Raw genomic sequence first — 14,603 nt, 5'->3', positions numbered from 1 at the left:
TTCCGCGGCAGACAGGATTGCAGCGTGAGTGATTTCGACCAGATGGGAATTGTCGTCGATTGGGTGGATGCCTGCAGGAAGGGCGACCTCGCGACGCTCCTCGACCTCTATGCGGATGACGCCCAGGTCGAATGCACGTGCAACGGCACGCAGCGCTATCGCGGCCGGAGCGAGCTCGAAGCCTATTGGCAGCCGCGGCTCAGCGCTTTCTCGTCGGCCGGTTTCGGGTTGGAGGAAATCCATCCTGCACCCCACGGCGTCGATCTCGAATATTCCGTCGCCGGCGCGCTGCGCATTCGCGCCTCGTTTTGTTTCAGCCCCGACGGCAAGATCCGCACCACGCTGTGCGAGCCGGCGCGACAGAACGCGCAGCTTGGCTGTGCGTGCTAGAGTTTCCGTTCTGATTAATCAGAGCCGAACACCAGATTCTGTTTTGGCGTTTTCTTCACGCGAACCGGTATCCACTTCGCTCGAAAGCGCTTCAATCGCTGACCGGCGCCTCGCGTGCCGGTTCGGCGGGAAGGCGGCAGCGCACATAGGTTCTGTCGTCCACGCGCAGCAGTGACAGCGATCCGCTGAGTGCGCGCACGCGCTCATGCATGCCGGTCAGGCCGCGGCCGAACAGATTCCCTTCGGGAAAGCCGCCGCCGTCGTCGGAAATCTCGATGACGACCGTCTCGCCGGCGAAGGTCGCCTGCACATGGGCATGGCTGGCGCCGGCATGACGCAGCACGTTGGTCAGCGCCTCCTGAATCACGCGATAGACGGTTTGAGCCAGCGGCCCGTCGATCGCGTTGAGATTCGGATCGACCGCGTCCGTCAGGTCGATAGACGGCGCCTGCTTGCGAAAATTTCGGAGCAGCGTCTGCACACTGGTCTCCAGACCCAATTCCTCGATGTAGAGCGGTCGCAACCGGTCGAGGATGCGGCGGTTGGTCTGCTGGAGCGCCTCGACCGATTGCAACACCTCCTGCGCCGAACTGCTGAGATTTCCCGCCGGGGGCGAGGCATCGACCAATGCGATGGTGCCGACGCGGATGCCGAACAGCAGCGGACCGAGTTCGTCGTGCAGTTCGCGCGCGAGATCGCGCCGCTCGTCGTCCTGCAGCGAGACCAGGCGGTGCAGCAGGTCGCGATTGTCCTGGCTCAACTGCACCAGCGTTTCGGCCAGCGCATTGGCCTCCTCGCAGCTTTGCCGGATTTCCGGCGGTCCCCCGACCGAGATCGGTGTTGCGTAGTCGCCGCGTCGTAGCCGCGTGAGGCCTGCGCCAAGATCCTGCAGTGGTCGCAGGGCTGATCCCGCAAACACATAGGCGACGACCCCTGTCAGCCCGGTCAGCGCGACGACGAAGCCGGCCAAGGCGAGGAAGCCCACCCAGGTCTCGAACAGCGCTGCGGACAGGTCCGGCACAAACACGATGTCGCCGAAATGCTCGCCGTTGAGGGATACCGGAAATGCGATGTGCAAGTCCGGAATGGAAAGGAGACTGACGAACCATTTTGGTGGGCCATGCGAACCTTGCAGGCCCCTCGACGCAAAGGGAGGAGCAACCGCTCCTGCAGGAAGGAATTGAATATCTGAGGACTCGTCCAGCATCCGCACGAAGTCATCCAGGGTCCTTCGCGGATGGTCGGATGAACGCAGAGCGTTGTTGAGGGCCTCGGCCACGGCTTTGGTCGATCGTTGGGCCGGCTGGTTCTCCTCGGCGAGCTGACCGGTCGTGAAGACGTGCAGCAGGACGCCGCCCATGATCAGCGCCGCCATGAACAGCAGGCCGAGCGGCAGAAACAATTGTGTACTGAAGGACAGCCGTTGCCACATTAGGTCAATTCTAACGCGCATCAGGGGATTTTGCTCTTTCCATTTGTTCCCGTCGGTTTATGAATCGAAAAACTAGAGAGTTACAATGCAAGATACTGCCAAGCCGGCGACCCGCGTCCTGATTGTCGACGACCATCCCGTGGTGTTGTCCGGTTGCCGCACCCTGTTCTCCTCCGACCATTCGATCCGGATCGACGAGGCGACCGACGCCAAATCCGGGCATCGCGCCTATGTCAGCAGGCGGCCCGACGTCACTGTGATCGACATCAGCCTGCCCGACGTCTCCGGCTTTGAACTGATGCGGCGCATTCGCAAGGACGATCCCGACGCCAAGATCATCATGTTCAGCATGAACGATGATCCAGCCTTCGTGGTGCGGGCGGTCGAGCTCGGGGCCCAGGGCTACGTCTCCAAGGGCGACGATCCCCGGATCCTGCTCAAGGCGGTGCGCAAGGTGGTTGCGGGCGACAATTTCATCTCACCGCAGCTCGCGGAAGCCGTGACGTTTTCCGGCGCGGCGATCAAGGCCAATCCAGCCTCGCAGATGACGCCGCGGGAGCTCGAGATTCTTCGCCTGTTGGGGCGAGGCGACAAGATCGTCGAGGTCGCCGAGGCGCTCGGCATCTCCTACAAGACCGTCGCCAACACCACCTCTCTGCTCAAGCAGAAGCTCGGTGCCAAGAACCATTCCGACCTGATCCGGATCGCGGTGGAAATCGGGATGAACTGACGCCTCAGGGCACCGAACCGGCTGCACCAGGATGCTGCCGGTTCGGCGGGCGGACCGGTCTCGGCGCTCAGCCGGGCAATGCATGGATAGCGCCGACACCATCCGCCGACACAATGAGCGCAGCCGTCGTTCGTTCCCGAACTGTGCTGTCGTTCGGGATATAATGGTAATGCGTGACGCCAAGCTGCTGGCGAACGTTTGCCCGCGCCGAAACGTGTCGGGAAAAACAGGAACATTTTCTCACACATTCCGTTTTGTCCCTTGACGATATCGTGACAGCCGACGAAAGCTTGCGCGAACAGTTTTTGCGGGTCGGTGACCCCAAGACGCCAAACCGGTCTGCACACAACGACAGACCTTCCAAGAGAGGGCTGCGGCATTGCCGCAGCCCTTTTCGTTGGCAGCGCTTTTCGTTGGCAGCCTTTTTCCTTGGACGGCCCCAGGCGCGAAGCGGTTTCCTGATGCCGCAAAACACTTTATGGTGGCCCAAAGCCTCTGGCTGTTAACAAGTAATTTCGTAAAATCAAAGGCTTGCGGACCGAGTCCAGGCTCGGCCGGCCTTTGGAGGGCAGTTTGACTCGTTATATCTCGACCCGGGGCGAGGCCCCCGAACTCGGCTTCTGCGACGTGATGCTGACCGGGCTCGCTCGCGACGGCGGCCTGTATGTGCCGGCCACCTGGCCGCAACTCTCGCCTGACGCCATCGCCGGCTTTTTCGGGCGTCCCTATTGGGAGGTCGCGGTCGAGGTGATCCGCCCTTTCGTCGCCGGCGAGATCTCGGACGCCGAGCTCGGCCGTATGGCGAACGAGGCCTACGCCACCTTCCGCCATCCGGCGGTGGTGCCGCTGCGCCAGATGGCGCCGCACCAGTTCGTGCTGGAGCTGTTCCACGGCCCGACGCTCGCCTTTAAGGACGTGGCGATGCAGCTGATCTCGCGGCTGATGGACCACGTGCTCGCCCAGCGCGGCCAGCGCACCACCATCGTGGTCGCGACCTCGGGCGACACCGGCGGTGCTGCGGTCGACGCGTTCGCAGGACTCGAAAATGTCGATCTCATCGTGCTGTTCCCGCATGGCCGCATCTCCGAGGTGCAGCGGCGAATGATGACGACGACGGGCGCGGCCAACGTCCATGCGCTTGCCGTCGAGGGCAATTTCGACGATTGCCAGGCCCTCGTGAAGGCGATGTTCAACAACCATCGCTTCCGCGATGCGACGTCGCTGTCCGGCGTCAATTCCATCAATTGGGCGCGCATCGTCGCCCAAGTGGTCTACTATTTCACCTCCGCCGTTGCCGCCGGTGCACCCGCGCGCGCGGTGGACTTCGTCGTGCCGACCGGCAATTTCGGCGACATCTTCGCCGGCTATGTCGCCAAGCGCATGGGTCTTCCGGTGCGGACCCTGGGCATCGCCGCCAACGTCAACGACATCCTGGCGCGCACGCTGAAGACCGGGATCTACGAGGTGCGCGAGGTCCACGCGACGGCTTCGCCGTCGATGGACATTCAGATCTCCTCGAATTTCGAGCGGCTGCTGTTCGAGGCTGGCGGGCGCGATGCCGCCGGCGTGCGCCGTCTGATGGATTCACTGAAGCAATCGGGACGCTTCGTGCTGCCCGATGCGACGCTGGCCGCGATCCGCGAGGGGTTCGACGCAGGCCGGGCCGACGAGACCGAGACCGCGGCCGCGATCCGCGCCGCCTGGCGCGAGGCCGGCGAGCTGGTCGATCCCCACACCGCGGTCGCGCTTGCGGTCGCCGACCGCGACACCACGGACAGGACGGTTCCCAGCATCGTGCTGTCCACCGCCCATCCGGCCAAATTCCCCGATGCGGTCGAAGCGGCCTGCGGCCAGCGGCCGCAACTGCCGGCCTGGCTCGATGGTCTGATGACCAAATCCGAACACATGAAGGTGATGAAGAACGACCAGACCGAGGTCGAGCGGTTCGTGCTGTCGGTCAGCCGCGCCGCGAAACAGGGAGTTGCCGGATGAGCGTCGAGATTTCCAAGCTTGCGTCCGGCCTCACTGTCGTCACCGACAAGATGCCTCATCTCGAGACCGCGGCGCTCGGCGTCTGGGCCGGCGTCGGCGGGCGCGACGAGAAGCCCAACGAGCACGGCATCTCGCATCTTCTGGAACATATGGCATTCAAGGGCACGACGAAGCGCTCCTCGCGCGAGATCGTCGAGGAGATCGAGGCGGTCGGCGGCGACCTCAATGCCGGCACCTCGACCGAGACCACGTCCTATTATGCGCGGGTGCTGAAGGCCGACGTGCCGCTCGCACTCGACGTGCTCGCCGACATCCTGGCCAATCCCGCCTTCGAGCCCGACGAACTCGAGCGCGAGAAGAACGTCATCGTGCAGGAGATCGGCGCGGCGCAGGACACGCCTGACGACGTCGTGTTCGAGCATCTCAACGAGCTCTGCTATCCCGACCAGCCGATGGGCCGCTCGCTGCTCGGCACTGCGAAGACCTTGCGTGCCTTCAGCCGCGACTCGCTGCGCGACTATCTGTCGACGCACTACCGCGGCCCTGACATGGTGGTGGCGGCCGCCGGCGCGGTCGATCACAAGCAGGTGGTCGCCGAGGTCGAGCAGCGCTTTGCCAGTTTTGAGGGGACAGCGGGTCCCAAGCCGCAACCCGCACAATTCGGCAAGGGCGGCACCAAGGTGGTGCATCGCGAGCTCGAGCAGGCGCATCTGACCTTGGCCCTGGAGGGCGTGCCGCAGACCGATCTGTCGCTGTTCTCGCTCCAGGTCTTTACCAACATCCTCGGCGGCGGGATGTCGTCGCGGCTGTTCCAGGAGGTGCGCGAGAAGCGCGGCCTCTGTTACTCAATCTACTCGTTCCATGCCCCCTATACCGACACCGGCTTCTTCGGCCTCTACACCGGCACCGATCCGGCCGATGCGCCCGAGATGATGGAGGTCGTGGTCGACATCATGAATGATTCGGTCGAGACCCTGACCGAGGTCGAGATCGCGCGGGCCAAGGCGCAAATGAAGGCGGGGCTGCTGATGGCGCTGGAGAGCTGCTCGTCCCGCGCCGAGCAACTCGCCCGGCATGTGCTGGCCTATGGCCGGCCCCAGACCGCCGAGGAGCTGGTGGCCCGGATCGACGCCGTCAGCGTCGAATCGACCCGGGATGCGGCGCGTGCGCTGCTTTCGCGCAGCCGCCCTGCGGTTGTCGCATTGGGCAGTGGCAGGGGTCTGGACACGGCGGTGTCTTTTGCGGAAGGATTGACCCGGGCACGCGCCAAGGCGCGGCTGCATTAGGAGCCGCGCACGGGTTGATCCGCCCCGGGAAGCATCACCATGGCCCTCTTTCGCCTGCCATCCAGTGGACCCGCCGCTCTCGCGCCGCGCGGCAACGGCCTGTTGCTACGCGCGCCTCAGATGTCGGACTTCCTGCAATGGGCCCATCTGCGCGAGTCCAGCCGCGATTACCTGACCCCCTGGGAGCCGATCTGGCCGTCGGATGATCTCACCCGCTCCGGTTTCCGCCGCCGCCTGCGCCGCTATTCCGAGGACATCGCCGCGGACCGGTCCTATCCCTTTCTGATCTTCCGGGAGCTCGACGGCGCCATGGTCGGCGGCATCACGCTCGCCAATGTCCGCCGCGGCATCGTCCAGGCCGGCACCATCGGCTATTGGGTCGGCAAGCCCCACGCCCAGCGCGGCTACATGACGGCCGCGCTGCGGGTGCTGCTGCCGACGCTGTTCGGGGAGCTCAATCTGCACCGGGTCGAGGCCGCTTGCATCCCGACCAATGCGCCCTCGATCCGGGTGCTGGAGAAGTGCGGTTTCTCCCGCGAGGGGCTGGCGCGCCGGTATCTCTGCATCAACGGGGTCTGGCAGGACCATTTGCTGTTCGGCCTGCTGCACGAGGATTTCCGCGGCTGAGCCCGTTGATTGATGCGGCCAAAGTCTCCTTGTTTGCTGCCTTGGGTTCGCCGGTTTTGACGATATAACGGCGCAACCCGGCCGGTGATCGGTCGGGATGTCGTCAGGAGTATGGGTGTTGATGGTGCAGGAGCTTCGGTCATCGCGGAATGCGTTGCGGCGGGGGGCGGCGGTCGCGCTGGCGTTGTCAGTTGCGCTCGTCTCCATCTCGCCGGTCGCGGCGCAGTCGCTGACCGATCGATTCAAGGGCCTGTTCGGCGGCAAGTCGGACGAGCCGGCCCAACCCAAGCCGGCGCCTGCGCCGGGCCAGCCGGCGGCTGATGACGATCTTGATTGCCCGCAGGTCACGGTGCGTGCCGGAGCCTCCACCTACGCGGTCGGTGCCACCGGGAAGCCGGCCGTCGGCAACGAGATCCGCTTCCAGGCCACCATCACCAAGATGGCGCGCGAATGCGCCCGCAATGGCGGCGATATCACGGCCCGGATCGGCATCCAGGGCCGCGTCATTGCCGGACCCGCCGGCGCGCCTGCGAGCGTCGAGGTGCCGCTGCGCGTCGCCGTGGTGCAGGGCGGCGTCGGCGAGAAGGTGATCGCTTCCAAGGCCTACCGGACCACGGTCGGAATGTCGGAGGGCGGCAGCGTGCCGTTCACCTTCGTGGCCGAGGATCTGGTCTACCCGATGCCTTCGGCCAAGGACGCCGATAGCTACATCTTCTATGTCGGCTTCGATCCGCAGGCGCTGTCGCCCGAGCCGAAGGCGCGGGCGAAGAAGAAGTAACCACGTCAAGATAGTCGTCATGCCCCGCGAAGGCGGGGCATCCAGTACGCCGCGGCTTCTCGATCTATCAGGGCTGTCTCTGGAATACTGGATCGCCCGCCTTCGCGGGCGATGACATCAGATTTGCCGATGCAGTGCCCGACAAACAAAAAAGCCGGCGCTGATCGCGCCGGCTTTTTGATTGGTGAAGGCAAGATCTCTCAGTTCAGCTTCTGCCTGACTTCGGTGATGCCCTTGGCGAGCAGATCGTCGGCGACCTGGCCCCTGACCGACTTCGACAGGATCGTGGAGGCGGCCTGGACGGCGGCTTCGGCCGCTGCGGCGCGAACATCGGCCACCGCCTGAGCCTCGGCGAGCGCGATCTTGCCCTCCGCGGTCTTGGTGCGGCGAGCGACGAAATCTTCCACCTTGGCCTTGGCCTCGGTTGCGATGCGCTCGGCTTCGCTCTTCGCGTTGGCGATGATGTCGGCGGCCTCGCGTTCGGCCGAGGCGGTGCGCGCCTTGTAGTCGGCGAGCACCTTGGCGGCTTCCTGCTTGAGGCGCGTCGCGTCGTCGAGCTCGGCCTTGATGCGATCGGCGCGATGGTCGAGCGCAGTCATGGCCTTCTTGAAGACCCCGAGATAGCCGAACACGACCATCAGGATCACGAAGGCGATGGCGACCCAGGTTTCAGGATCGAAGAACATATCGATTAACCCTTCAAGGACGCATCAACGGCGGCATTGACCAATGCCGCGTCCGGAACCACGCCCGTGAGCTGCTGCACGATGGTGCCTGCCGCATCGGCCGCGATGCCGCGGACGTTGCTCATGGCGGTCGCACGGGTCGAGGCGATGGTCTTCTCTGCCTCGGCGAGCTTGGCCGCCAGTTGCTCTTCCAAGGCCTTGCGCTCGGCGTCCGCCTGCGCATTCGCCTTGTCGCGGGATTCGTTGCCGATGGCCTGCGCGCGCGAGCGTGCCGAAGCAAGCTCGTTTTCATAGGCCTTCAGCGCCGCTTCGGACTGGTCCTTCAGCTTCTGCGCTTCGGCGAGGTCGCCCTCGATCTTGTTCTGACGCGCCTCGATCGCACCGCCGACGCGCGGCAGAGCGAGCTTGGACACGATCACGTAAAGCGCGACGAAGAAGATCGCGAGCGACACCAGCTGTGAAGCATAAGTGCCGCTCTCGAACGGCGGAAAACCGCCACCGTGACCGCCTTCGGACCCGGTGTGGGCGCCCGCCGCCGGACTTTTCGCCCCGCCATGACTTTCAGCCATGGAGTACTCCTGTTGCAGTCATGCGCGTCGCCTCGGTTGAAGCGGCGCGAAAAATCGTTCTCAGAGCGGAACGAACAGCAGCAGCAGCGCGATCAGCAGCGAGAAAATGCCGAGCGCTTCGGTCACGGCGAAGCCGAAGATCAGATTGCCGAACTGGCCCTGAGCGGCCGAGGGGTTGCGAACGGCCGCGGCGAGGTAGTTGCCGAAGATCACGCCGACGCCGACGCCCGCGCCGCCCATGCCGATGCATGCGATGCCCGCGCCGATAAGTTTTGCTGCTGCCGGATCCATTTTAGACTCCTTGGAAGAAAGATTGGGTTTTGGGTGGAAATTCCCCGGACCGCTCAGTGTCCCGGATGAATGGCGTCGTTGAGGTAGATGCAGGTCAGGATCGCAAACACATAGGCTTGCAGGAACGCGACCAGAATCTCGAGAGCGTACAGCGCGACCGTGAGCGCCAGCGGCAGCACGCCGCCGACCCAGCCAAGGGCGCCGAGCGAGAAGCCGAGCATGGCGACGAAGCCCGCGAACACCTTCAGCGCGATGTGGCCGGCCAGCATGTTGGCGAACAGACGGACGCTGTGGGAAACCGGCCGCAGGAAGAACGACAGGATCTCGATGAACATCACCAGCGGCAGGATGTAGCCGGGGACCCCGTGGGGCACGAAGATCGAGAAGAATTTAAGGCCGTTCTTGGCAATGCCGTAGATCAGGACCGTGAAGAAGACCAGCAGCGCGAGCGCCGCGGTGACGATCAGATGGCTCGAGATCGTGAAGGTGTAGGGGATAATGCCGACCAGGTTCGAAACGCAGATGAACATGAACAGCGAGAAGATCAGCGGGAAGAACTTCATGCCTTCCGCGCCGGCGGTCGAGCGGATGGTGGAGGCGACGAACTCGTAGGAGATCTCGGCGACCGACTGCAGCCGGCCGGGAACCAGCTGCGTGCCGCTGGCGAGCATCAGGATCGAGATGATCGCGACCGCCACCAGCATGTAGAGCGACGAGTTGGTGAAGGCGATCGTGTGGTTGCCGATATGGCCCAGGGTGAAGAGAGGCTCGATGTTGAACTGGTGGATCGGATCGATTTTCATCAGCGCGGCATCTCTTGGTCTGCCGGGCGATGCCGGCGGGTCTCGGTCTGCCGGTCGGGCCCGGCCCGTACCGGCACGAGCCGGCACGATCATTCCTCTCCTGGTGTGGACCGCCTAAGAACCACCGCGCCTGTTTTGACCCGCGCCTGCCGTTCTCACCACATTCACCACGCCGGCGACGAAGCCCAGCAGCAGGAACACGATGAATCCGAAAGGCGACGTCGACAGCAAGCGGTCGAAACCCCAGCCAATCCCCGCTCCGACAACGACCCCGGCGACCAACTCGGAGGATAACCGAAAACCAAGCGCCATCGCCGAGGCTCTGGCCGCTCTGTCCTCACCGTCACCTGCGGGTTGCTCGGTCTTGACGTGGCGGCCGCGAAATTCGGACAACCGCTGATCAAGATTTCCGAGCCGTTCGGAAAGCGCAGCTTCCTCGGGCGATCTATCGCGATCTCCATTCTCGCCGTGTCCCGTGCCCTGTGTCATGCAACGAAGACCCGAAACGCCGCGGTTGAATGGAAATTACGCCCGCCACCCTCAAAAGCCGCGCGGACCATACTGATGGCCCATAATCAAGTCAAGCCAAGTCACGATTGTGTCCATTCCTGTTATGTATTTGATTTATCTTACAATATCGGCGCGGGCGGCAGCGCTGCACACAGCGTGACGCCGCACCGCAGCAGGTCTCCGCTGGATCGGCGGATGCCGTCGCCATTTCGCCCGGCTGCCGGGATCAAAGGGGGCGCCGTGATCGTTCATGTCAAAGGCGCGTTTTGGGCGGCGGATCGCCTCGCCGGGGTGTAGAATTGCGAGACGTGCCACCTTTATGAGCGCCATCTTTGGACGTGCTACCTGCGCGTCGTGGCGGAGAACGCGATGAGAGCAGCGAATTCATCCACAGCATCATGGCTGGCGGCGGCGGCGTTCGCCGCGGTGTTGACCATCAGCGGCGGCTGCCTCGTCGCGCAATCCGCGCCCGACAGCGAAAACGGCCGCTACAGCATGACGCCCATCCCCGAGGGGGTGCTGCGGCTCGACAGCCGCACCGGCACGGTGTCGACCTGCACCCGCAGCGGCGCCGGCTGGGCCTGCTACGCGGTGCCCGATGAACGTACCGCGCTCGACGCCGAGATCGGCAGGCTCCAGGCCGAAGTCGAGACGCTGAAGGGACGGCTTGCGGCGGGGCCGACCGTGTCAGGCAAGATCGACGAGGCGCTGCCGAAAACGGATCCGCTCAAGAGGGCGGAGCCGCAAGCACCAAAGGCCGCCGAGGGCGAGCGCAGGATCGAGATCCCGCTGCCGAGCGACCAGGACGTCGATCGCGTGATGTCATTCCTGGAAAGGGCCTGGCGCCGGCTGATCGACATGGCCAACCGCGTGCAGAAGGACGTGTCGGGGAAGATTTAGCACGTGGCGAGATGCGGTAGGGTGGGCAAGGCCGCGACGCGCCGTGCCCACCATTTTTGTTTTCGTTGCGTGAGTCGGTGGGCACGCTTCGCTTTGCCCACCTATGGCAGCTTTCCGAATTGAGAGAGTGATGATGACATCAGCCAAATCCATCACGCGCTCGGCGCCATCGTCGGTGCAAGCCACCACCATCGCATCGTCGCTGCTGACCGTGCAGACGCCCGGCCGCGGCTTCACCGATCTCACCGCTGAAGCTGCGAAGTTCGTGGCGGAGGCAGGCGCGCGAGACGGCGCGTTGACGCTGTTCGTTCGTCACACCTCCGCATCGCTGACGATCCAGGAGAACGCCGACCCTTCCGTGCTCGTGGATCTCACCACGGCTCTGTCCCGGCTCGCGCCCGAGAACGCCGGCTGGACGCATGATGCCGAGGGACCGGACGACATGCCGGCGCACGTCAAGACAATGCTGACCCAGACTTCGCTTCATGTGCCGGTCCTGAGCGGCAAGCTCGCGCTTGGCACCTGGCAGGCGATCTATCTGATCGAGCATCGCGCCCGCCCGCACCGGCGCGAGGTGGTGCTGCAATTCCTCGGTAGCAATCAGTAGGCCAAAACAAAACCGGCCGCGGAGACCGCGGCCGGTTGGTGTTGATCTCGATCTGCGTCGATCAGGTCGACTTGATATCGACGTCCTTGGTCTCCGGCAGGAAGAACAAGCCGATCACGACGGTAATCGACGCGAAGATGACCGGATACCAGAGGCCCGCATAGATATCGCCCGTCGAGGCCACGATCGCGAAGGCGGTCGCCGGCAGCAGGCCGCCGAACCAGCCGTTACCGATGTGGTAGGGCAGCGACATCGAGGTGTAGCGGATGCGGGTCGGGAACAGTTCGACCAGCATCGCGGCAATCGGGCCGTACACCATGGTGACGAAGAGCACCAGGACGAACAGCAATCCGACGACCGCGGCCACCTGCGGACGGAAGATGTCGAACGGATGCGCCATCTTCACGATGCCCGCATCTCCGGCCTTCGGATAGCCGGCTCCCTGCACGGCGGCGAGCACTGCCGGATTGCCGTCCTTGGCGTTGGCGTAGGGAACTTCCTTGCCGTTGACCATCACCTTCACGCCGGAGCCTGCCGCACCTGGCGTGGTCGAGTACTTGACCGACGACTGCGACAGGTAGGCACGTGCCGTGTCGCAAGGCGAGGTGAAGACGCGGGTGCCGACCGGATTGAACAAGTCGCCGCAACCTGCGGGATCTGCCACCACGTCGACCTTGACCGACTCGATCGCCTTTTCCAGCGCCGGGTTGGCATTGGTGGTGATCATCTTGAAGATCGGGAAGAAGGTCAGCGCCGCGATCAGGCAGCCGCCGAGGATGATCGGCTTGCGGCCGATCTTGTCGGAGAGCACGCCGAACACGATGAAGAAGCCGGTCCCGAGCAGGAGCGACCAGGCGATCAGCAGGTTGGCGGTGTAGCCGTCGACCTTGAGGATCGATTGCAGGAAGAACAGCGCGTAGAATTGGCCAGTGTACCAGACCACGCCTTGGCCCATCACGCCGCCAAACAGCGCCAGCAGCACGAGCTTGCCGTTCTGCCAGTTGCCGAAGGCTTCCGTCAGCGGGGCCTTCGAGCTCTTCCCCTCGTCCTTCATCTTCTGGAAGATCGGGGATTCGTTGAGGCGAAGCCGGATCCAGACCGAAACGCCGAGCAGCAGCACGGAGACCAGGAACGGAATGCGCCAGCCCCATGCCGCGAAGTCGGGTTCGCCGAGCGCGGAGCGCGTGAACAGGATCACCAGCAGCGACAGGAACAGGCCGAGCGTCGCCGTGGTCTGGATGAAGGAGGTGTAGTAACCGCGCTTGCCGTTCGGAGCATGCTCCGCGACGTAGGTGGCCGCACCGCCATATTCACCGCCGAGCGCGAGGCCCTGGGCGAGACGCAGCGCGATCAGGATGATCGGGGCCGCGATGCCGATGGTGGCAGCGTTGGGCAGCAGGCCGACGATGAAAGTCGACAGACCCATGATCAGGATGGTGACGAGGAAGGTGTATTTGCGGCCGACGATGTCGCCGACACGGCCGAACACGATCGCGCCGAACGGGCGCACCAGGAAGCCGGCCGCGAAGGCCAGCAGCGCGAAGATGTCGCGGGTTGCCGGCGGATAGGCCGAGAAGAACTGCGCGCCGATGATGCCGGCCAGCGAACCGTAGAGATAGAAGTCGTACCACTCGAAGACGGTACCGAGCGAGGAGGCGAGAATGACGAACCGTTCGTCCTTCGTCATCCCTCCCGCGCCTGCTTGAGACACAGCCATTGTCGACATGTTGAGTCGCTCCCCGAAAAATCGTTTCCTCGCGCCCTGGATGTCCGGTCATGCCGGATCAACCCAAGCCTTGCCCCCAAGGTAACATTGGCGTGAAACCCGCCCCAATACGACTTTCGGCCTTTCACACTGACGCTCGCCTGACACTGCGAGCCTTCCATCCGGCAACATAGTGCCGGCCTGTGGATTAACCCCGTTGCCGCAAAGGGATAATGTCCACTTGCATGCCACGGCTGGTCGGGAAAGAATTGACCAGGGCCCCGCGCCGGCTTACTGGCCCGGTGCGATTGCCAGCAAGAGAACGATGAACGCTCCCTCGACCCATCTCATCATTGCCGATGACCACCCATTGTTCCGCGACGCGTTGCGGCAGGCGGTGACGGGCGTCCTGAGCTCGGCCAGGATCGACGAGGCTGGATCGTTCGAGGATCTGACCAAGCTTTTGGAACAGACCTCCGACGTCGACCTGATCCTGCTCGACCTGTCGATGCCCGGGATCTCCGGCTTTTCCGGCCTGATCTATCTGCGCGCGCAATATCCGGCTATTCCGGTGGTGATCGTCTCGGCGTCCGACGACAGCGCCACCATCCGCCGCTCGCTCGACTTCGGCGCCTCCGGGTTCATCCCGAAGCGCTTCGGCGTCGACACCTTGCGCGACGCGATCCTCAAGGTAATGGAGGGCGACGTCTGGGTTCCCGCCGACACTGATCTGTCGGCAGTCGCCGACCCCGACATGACGCGCCTGCGCGACCGGCTGGTGACGCTGACGCCGCAGCAGGTCCGGGTTCTGATGATGCTGTCGGAGGGATTGCTCAACAAGCAGATCGCCTATGAGCTCGGCGTCTCCGAGGCCACCATCAAGGCGCATGTCTCGGCGATCCTGCAAAAGCTCGGCGTCGAAAGTCGGACCCAAGCCGTGATCGCCGCCGCGAAAATCGCCGGCGGCCAATGGAAGCAGGGTACCCCGACGGGGTGAGCCTGTAGCGAGCGCCTCTCGCAGCCTGTAGCCCGGATGAGCGAAGCGACATCCGGGACCGCTAGTGCGGCTAGCTAGCGAAAACCCCGGATATAGCTTCGCTCATCCGGGCTACCGGACCTCCTCTGTGTCGCCCCCGTCAATCCGCCGCCGCAAAAATATTCCACTTTACCGAAATTCGGAAATGGCGTATGTGTCGCGCATCCCGGCTCATCCTTGAGGGGCGATCTTGTGGTCGTCATGTTCGCGAGCCGGGCTTGCGGTGGACGCGGCAGCGTTCGGGTGCGAGAGGCCAAGGGC

Annotated in this window: 16 protein-coding genes; 9 read left to right on the top strand and 7 right to left on the bottom strand. The window is 64.1% G+C overall.

Translation table 11 applies throughout. The annotated features are described in order from the left end of the window. The first annotated feature begins 24 nt into the window (after nucleotides 1-24). Nucleotides 25-390 (top strand): nuclear transport factor 2 family protein, encoded by a 366-nt coding sequence (locus IVB36_RS28825; protein WP_026233921.1) that lies wholly within the window; start codon nucleotides 25-27, stop codon nucleotides 388-390. Between the two features lie 91 nt (nucleotides 391-481). On the opposite strand, the gene IVB36_RS28820 is transcribed toward IVB36_RS28825, so the two are convergent. After that, nucleotides 482-1,822 carry a histidine kinase gene (locus IVB36_RS28820; protein ID WP_018459999.1) on the bottom strand — a complete coding sequence of 447 codons (1,341 nt, stop codon included), beginning with the start codon at nucleotides 1,820-1,822 and terminating at the stop codon, nucleotides 482-484. 85 nt (nucleotides 1,823-1,907) lie between these two features. Here IVB36_RS28820 and IVB36_RS28815 point away from each other — a divergent pair, with 85 nt between their 5' ends. From IVB36_RS28815 to IVB36_RS28795, 5 genes are all read left to right on the top strand, one after another. Further along, nucleotides 1,908-2,552 carry a response regulator transcription factor gene (locus IVB36_RS28815; RefSeq protein ID WP_018459998.1) on the top strand — a complete coding sequence of 215 codons (645 nt, stop codon included), beginning with the start codon at nucleotides 1,908-1,910 and terminating at the stop codon, nucleotides 2,550-2,552. A 573-nt stretch (nucleotides 2,553-3,125) separates the two neighbouring features. After that, nucleotides 3,126-4,544, top strand: a complete 1,419-nt coding sequence (gene thrC / locus IVB36_RS28810) for a threonine synthase (RefSeq protein ID WP_018459997.1) — start codon at nucleotides 3,126-3,128, stop codon at nucleotides 4,542-4,544. Next, nucleotides 4,541-5,830, top strand: coding sequence for a pitrilysin family protein (locus tag IVB36_RS28805; protein ID WP_007599446.1), 1,290 nt, complete (start codon nucleotides 4,541-4,543; stop codon nucleotides 5,828-5,830). Before thrC ends, IVB36_RS28805 begins: the two co-directional genes overlap by 4 nt. A 39-nt stretch (nucleotides 5,831-5,869) precedes the next feature. Continuing rightward, a complete protein-coding gene (locus IVB36_RS28800; RefSeq protein ID WP_007599447.1) occupies nucleotides 5,870-6,457 on the top strand; it encodes a GNAT family protein in 588 nt (195 codons plus the stop codon). 121 nt (nucleotides 6,458-6,578) lie between these two features. Further along, nucleotides 6,579-7,235: a hypothetical protein gene (locus tag IVB36_RS28795; RefSeq protein ID WP_018459996.1), complete on the top strand. Its 657-nt coding sequence runs from the start codon at nucleotides 6,579-6,581 to the stop codon at nucleotides 7,233-7,235. Between the two features lie 200 nt (nucleotides 7,236-7,435). Here the strand turns inward: IVB36_RS28795 and IVB36_RS28790 are convergent, their stop codons facing one another. The 5 genes from IVB36_RS28790 to IVB36_RS28770 all read right to left on the bottom strand — a co-directional run bounded on the left by IVB36_RS28790 (nucleotide 7,436) and on the right by IVB36_RS28770 (nucleotide 10,073). Further along, on the bottom strand, nucleotides 7,436-7,921 hold the full coding sequence (locus tag IVB36_RS28790; protein WP_018459995.1) for a F0F1 ATP synthase subunit B: 486 nt from the start codon (nucleotides 7,919-7,921) through the stop codon (nucleotides 7,436-7,438). 5 nt (nucleotides 7,922-7,926) lie between these two features. Continuing rightward, nucleotides 7,927-8,490 carry a F0F1 ATP synthase subunit B' gene (locus IVB36_RS28785; RefSeq protein WP_018459994.1) on the bottom strand — a complete coding sequence of 188 codons (564 nt, stop codon included), beginning with the start codon at nucleotides 8,488-8,490 and terminating at the stop codon, nucleotides 7,927-7,929. A 60-nt stretch (nucleotides 8,491-8,550) separates the two neighbouring features. After that, nucleotides 8,551-8,781 carry a F0F1 ATP synthase subunit C gene (locus tag IVB36_RS28780; protein ID WP_007599451.1) on the bottom strand — a complete coding sequence of 77 codons (231 nt, stop codon included), beginning with the start codon at nucleotides 8,779-8,781 and terminating at the stop codon, nucleotides 8,551-8,553. Between the two features lie 53 nt (nucleotides 8,782-8,834). Beyond that, nucleotides 8,835-9,584: a F0F1 ATP synthase subunit A gene (locus IVB36_RS28775; protein WP_018459993.1), complete on the bottom strand. Its 750-nt coding sequence runs from the start codon at nucleotides 9,582-9,584 to the stop codon at nucleotides 8,835-8,837. 114 nt (nucleotides 9,585-9,698) lie between these two features. Then, on the bottom strand, nucleotides 9,699-10,073 hold the full coding sequence (locus IVB36_RS28770) for an AtpZ/AtpI family protein (RefSeq protein WP_018459992.1): 375 nt from the start codon (nucleotides 10,071-10,073) through the stop codon (nucleotides 9,699-9,701). Between the two features lie 390 nt (nucleotides 10,074-10,463). Here IVB36_RS28770 and IVB36_RS28765 point away from each other — a divergent pair, with 390 nt between their 5' ends. Beyond that, nucleotides 10,464-10,994: a hypothetical protein gene (locus tag IVB36_RS28765; RefSeq protein WP_247393980.1), complete on the top strand. Its 531-nt coding sequence runs from the start codon at nucleotides 10,464-10,466 to the stop codon at nucleotides 10,992-10,994. A gap of 133 nt (nucleotides 10,995-11,127) precedes the next feature. Beyond that, nucleotides 11,128-11,601, top strand: a complete 474-nt coding sequence (locus IVB36_RS28760) for a secondary thiamine-phosphate synthase enzyme YjbQ (RefSeq protein WP_026233919.1) — start codon at nucleotides 11,128-11,130, stop codon at nucleotides 11,599-11,601. Between the two features lie 61 nt (nucleotides 11,602-11,662). On the opposite strand, the gene IVB36_RS28755 is transcribed toward IVB36_RS28760, so the two are convergent. After that, nucleotides 11,663-13,288 carry an MFS transporter gene (locus IVB36_RS28755; RefSeq protein ID WP_018459988.1) on the bottom strand — a complete coding sequence of 542 codons (1,626 nt, stop codon included), beginning with the start codon at nucleotides 13,286-13,288 and terminating at the stop codon, nucleotides 11,663-11,665. Between the two features lie 343 nt (nucleotides 13,289-13,631). On the opposite strand from IVB36_RS28755, the gene IVB36_RS28750 reads away from it, so the two are divergent. Next, nucleotides 13,632-14,303 (top strand): response regulator transcription factor, encoded by a 672-nt coding sequence (locus IVB36_RS28750; protein ID WP_018459987.1) that lies wholly within the window; start codon nucleotides 13,632-13,634, stop codon nucleotides 14,301-14,303. Nucleotides 14,304-14,603 lie beyond the last annotated feature (300 nt).

Origin of the sequence: Bradyrhizobium sp. 35 (assembly GCF_023073215.1) — a bacterium.
GTDB classification, from domain to species: Bacteria; Pseudomonadota; Alphaproteobacteria; order Rhizobiales; family Xanthobacteraceae; genus Bradyrhizobium; species Bradyrhizobium canariense_D.
This window is presented reverse-complemented; position numbering and strand designations above follow the sequence as displayed.

Excerpts from the sequence above, each read along its gene's own strand:
- IVB36_RS28820 (WP_018459999.1), bottom strand. The coding sequence starts at position 1,822 with ATGTGGCAACGGCTGTCCTTCAGTACACAATTGTTTCTGCCGCTCGGC.
- IVB36_RS28815 (WP_018459998.1), top strand. The coding sequence starts at position 1,908 with ATGCAAGATACTGCCAAGCCGGCGACCCGCGTCCTGATTGTCGACGAC.
- IVB36_RS28805 (WP_007599446.1), top strand. The coding sequence starts at position 4,541 with ATGAGCGTCGAGATTTCCAAGCTTGCGTCCGGCCTCACTGTCGTCACC.
- IVB36_RS28800 (WP_007599447.1), top strand. The coding sequence starts at position 5,870 with ATGGCCCTCTTTCGCCTGCCATCCAGTGGACCCGCCGCTCTCGCGCCG.
- IVB36_RS28795 (WP_018459996.1), top strand. The coding sequence starts at position 6,579 with ATGGTGCAGGAGCTTCGGTCATCGCGGAATGCGTTGCGGCGGGGGGCG.
- IVB36_RS28790 (WP_018459995.1), bottom strand. The coding sequence starts at position 7,921 with ATGTTCTTCGATCCTGAAACCTGGGTCGCCATCGCCTTCGTGATCCTG.
- IVB36_RS28785 (WP_018459994.1), bottom strand. The coding sequence starts at position 8,490 with ATGGCTGAAAGTCATGGCGGGGCGAAAAGTCCGGCGGCGGGCGCCCAC.
- IVB36_RS28780 (WP_007599451.1), bottom strand. The coding sequence starts at position 8,781 with ATGGATCCGGCAGCAGCAAAACTTATCGGCGCGGGCATCGCATGCATC.
- IVB36_RS28775 (WP_018459993.1), bottom strand. The coding sequence starts at position 9,584 with ATGAAAATCGATCCGATCCACCAGTTCAACATCGAGCCTCTCTTCACC.
- IVB36_RS28770 (WP_018459992.1), bottom strand. The coding sequence starts at position 10,073 with ATGACACAGGGCACGGGACACGGCGAGAATGGAGATCGCGATAGATCG.
- IVB36_RS28765 (WP_247393980.1), top strand. The coding sequence starts at position 10,464 with ATGAGAGCAGCGAATTCATCCACAGCATCATGGCTGGCGGCGGCGGCG.
- IVB36_RS28760 (WP_026233919.1), top strand. The coding sequence starts at position 11,128 with ATGACATCAGCCAAATCCATCACGCGCTCGGCGCCATCGTCGGTGCAA.
- IVB36_RS28755 (WP_018459988.1), bottom strand. The coding sequence starts at position 13,288 with ATGACGAAGGACGAACGGTTCGTCATTCTCGCCTCCTCGCTCGGTACC.
- IVB36_RS28750 (WP_018459987.1), top strand. The coding sequence starts at position 13,632 with ATGAACGCTCCCTCGACCCATCTCATCATTGCCGATGACCACCCATTG.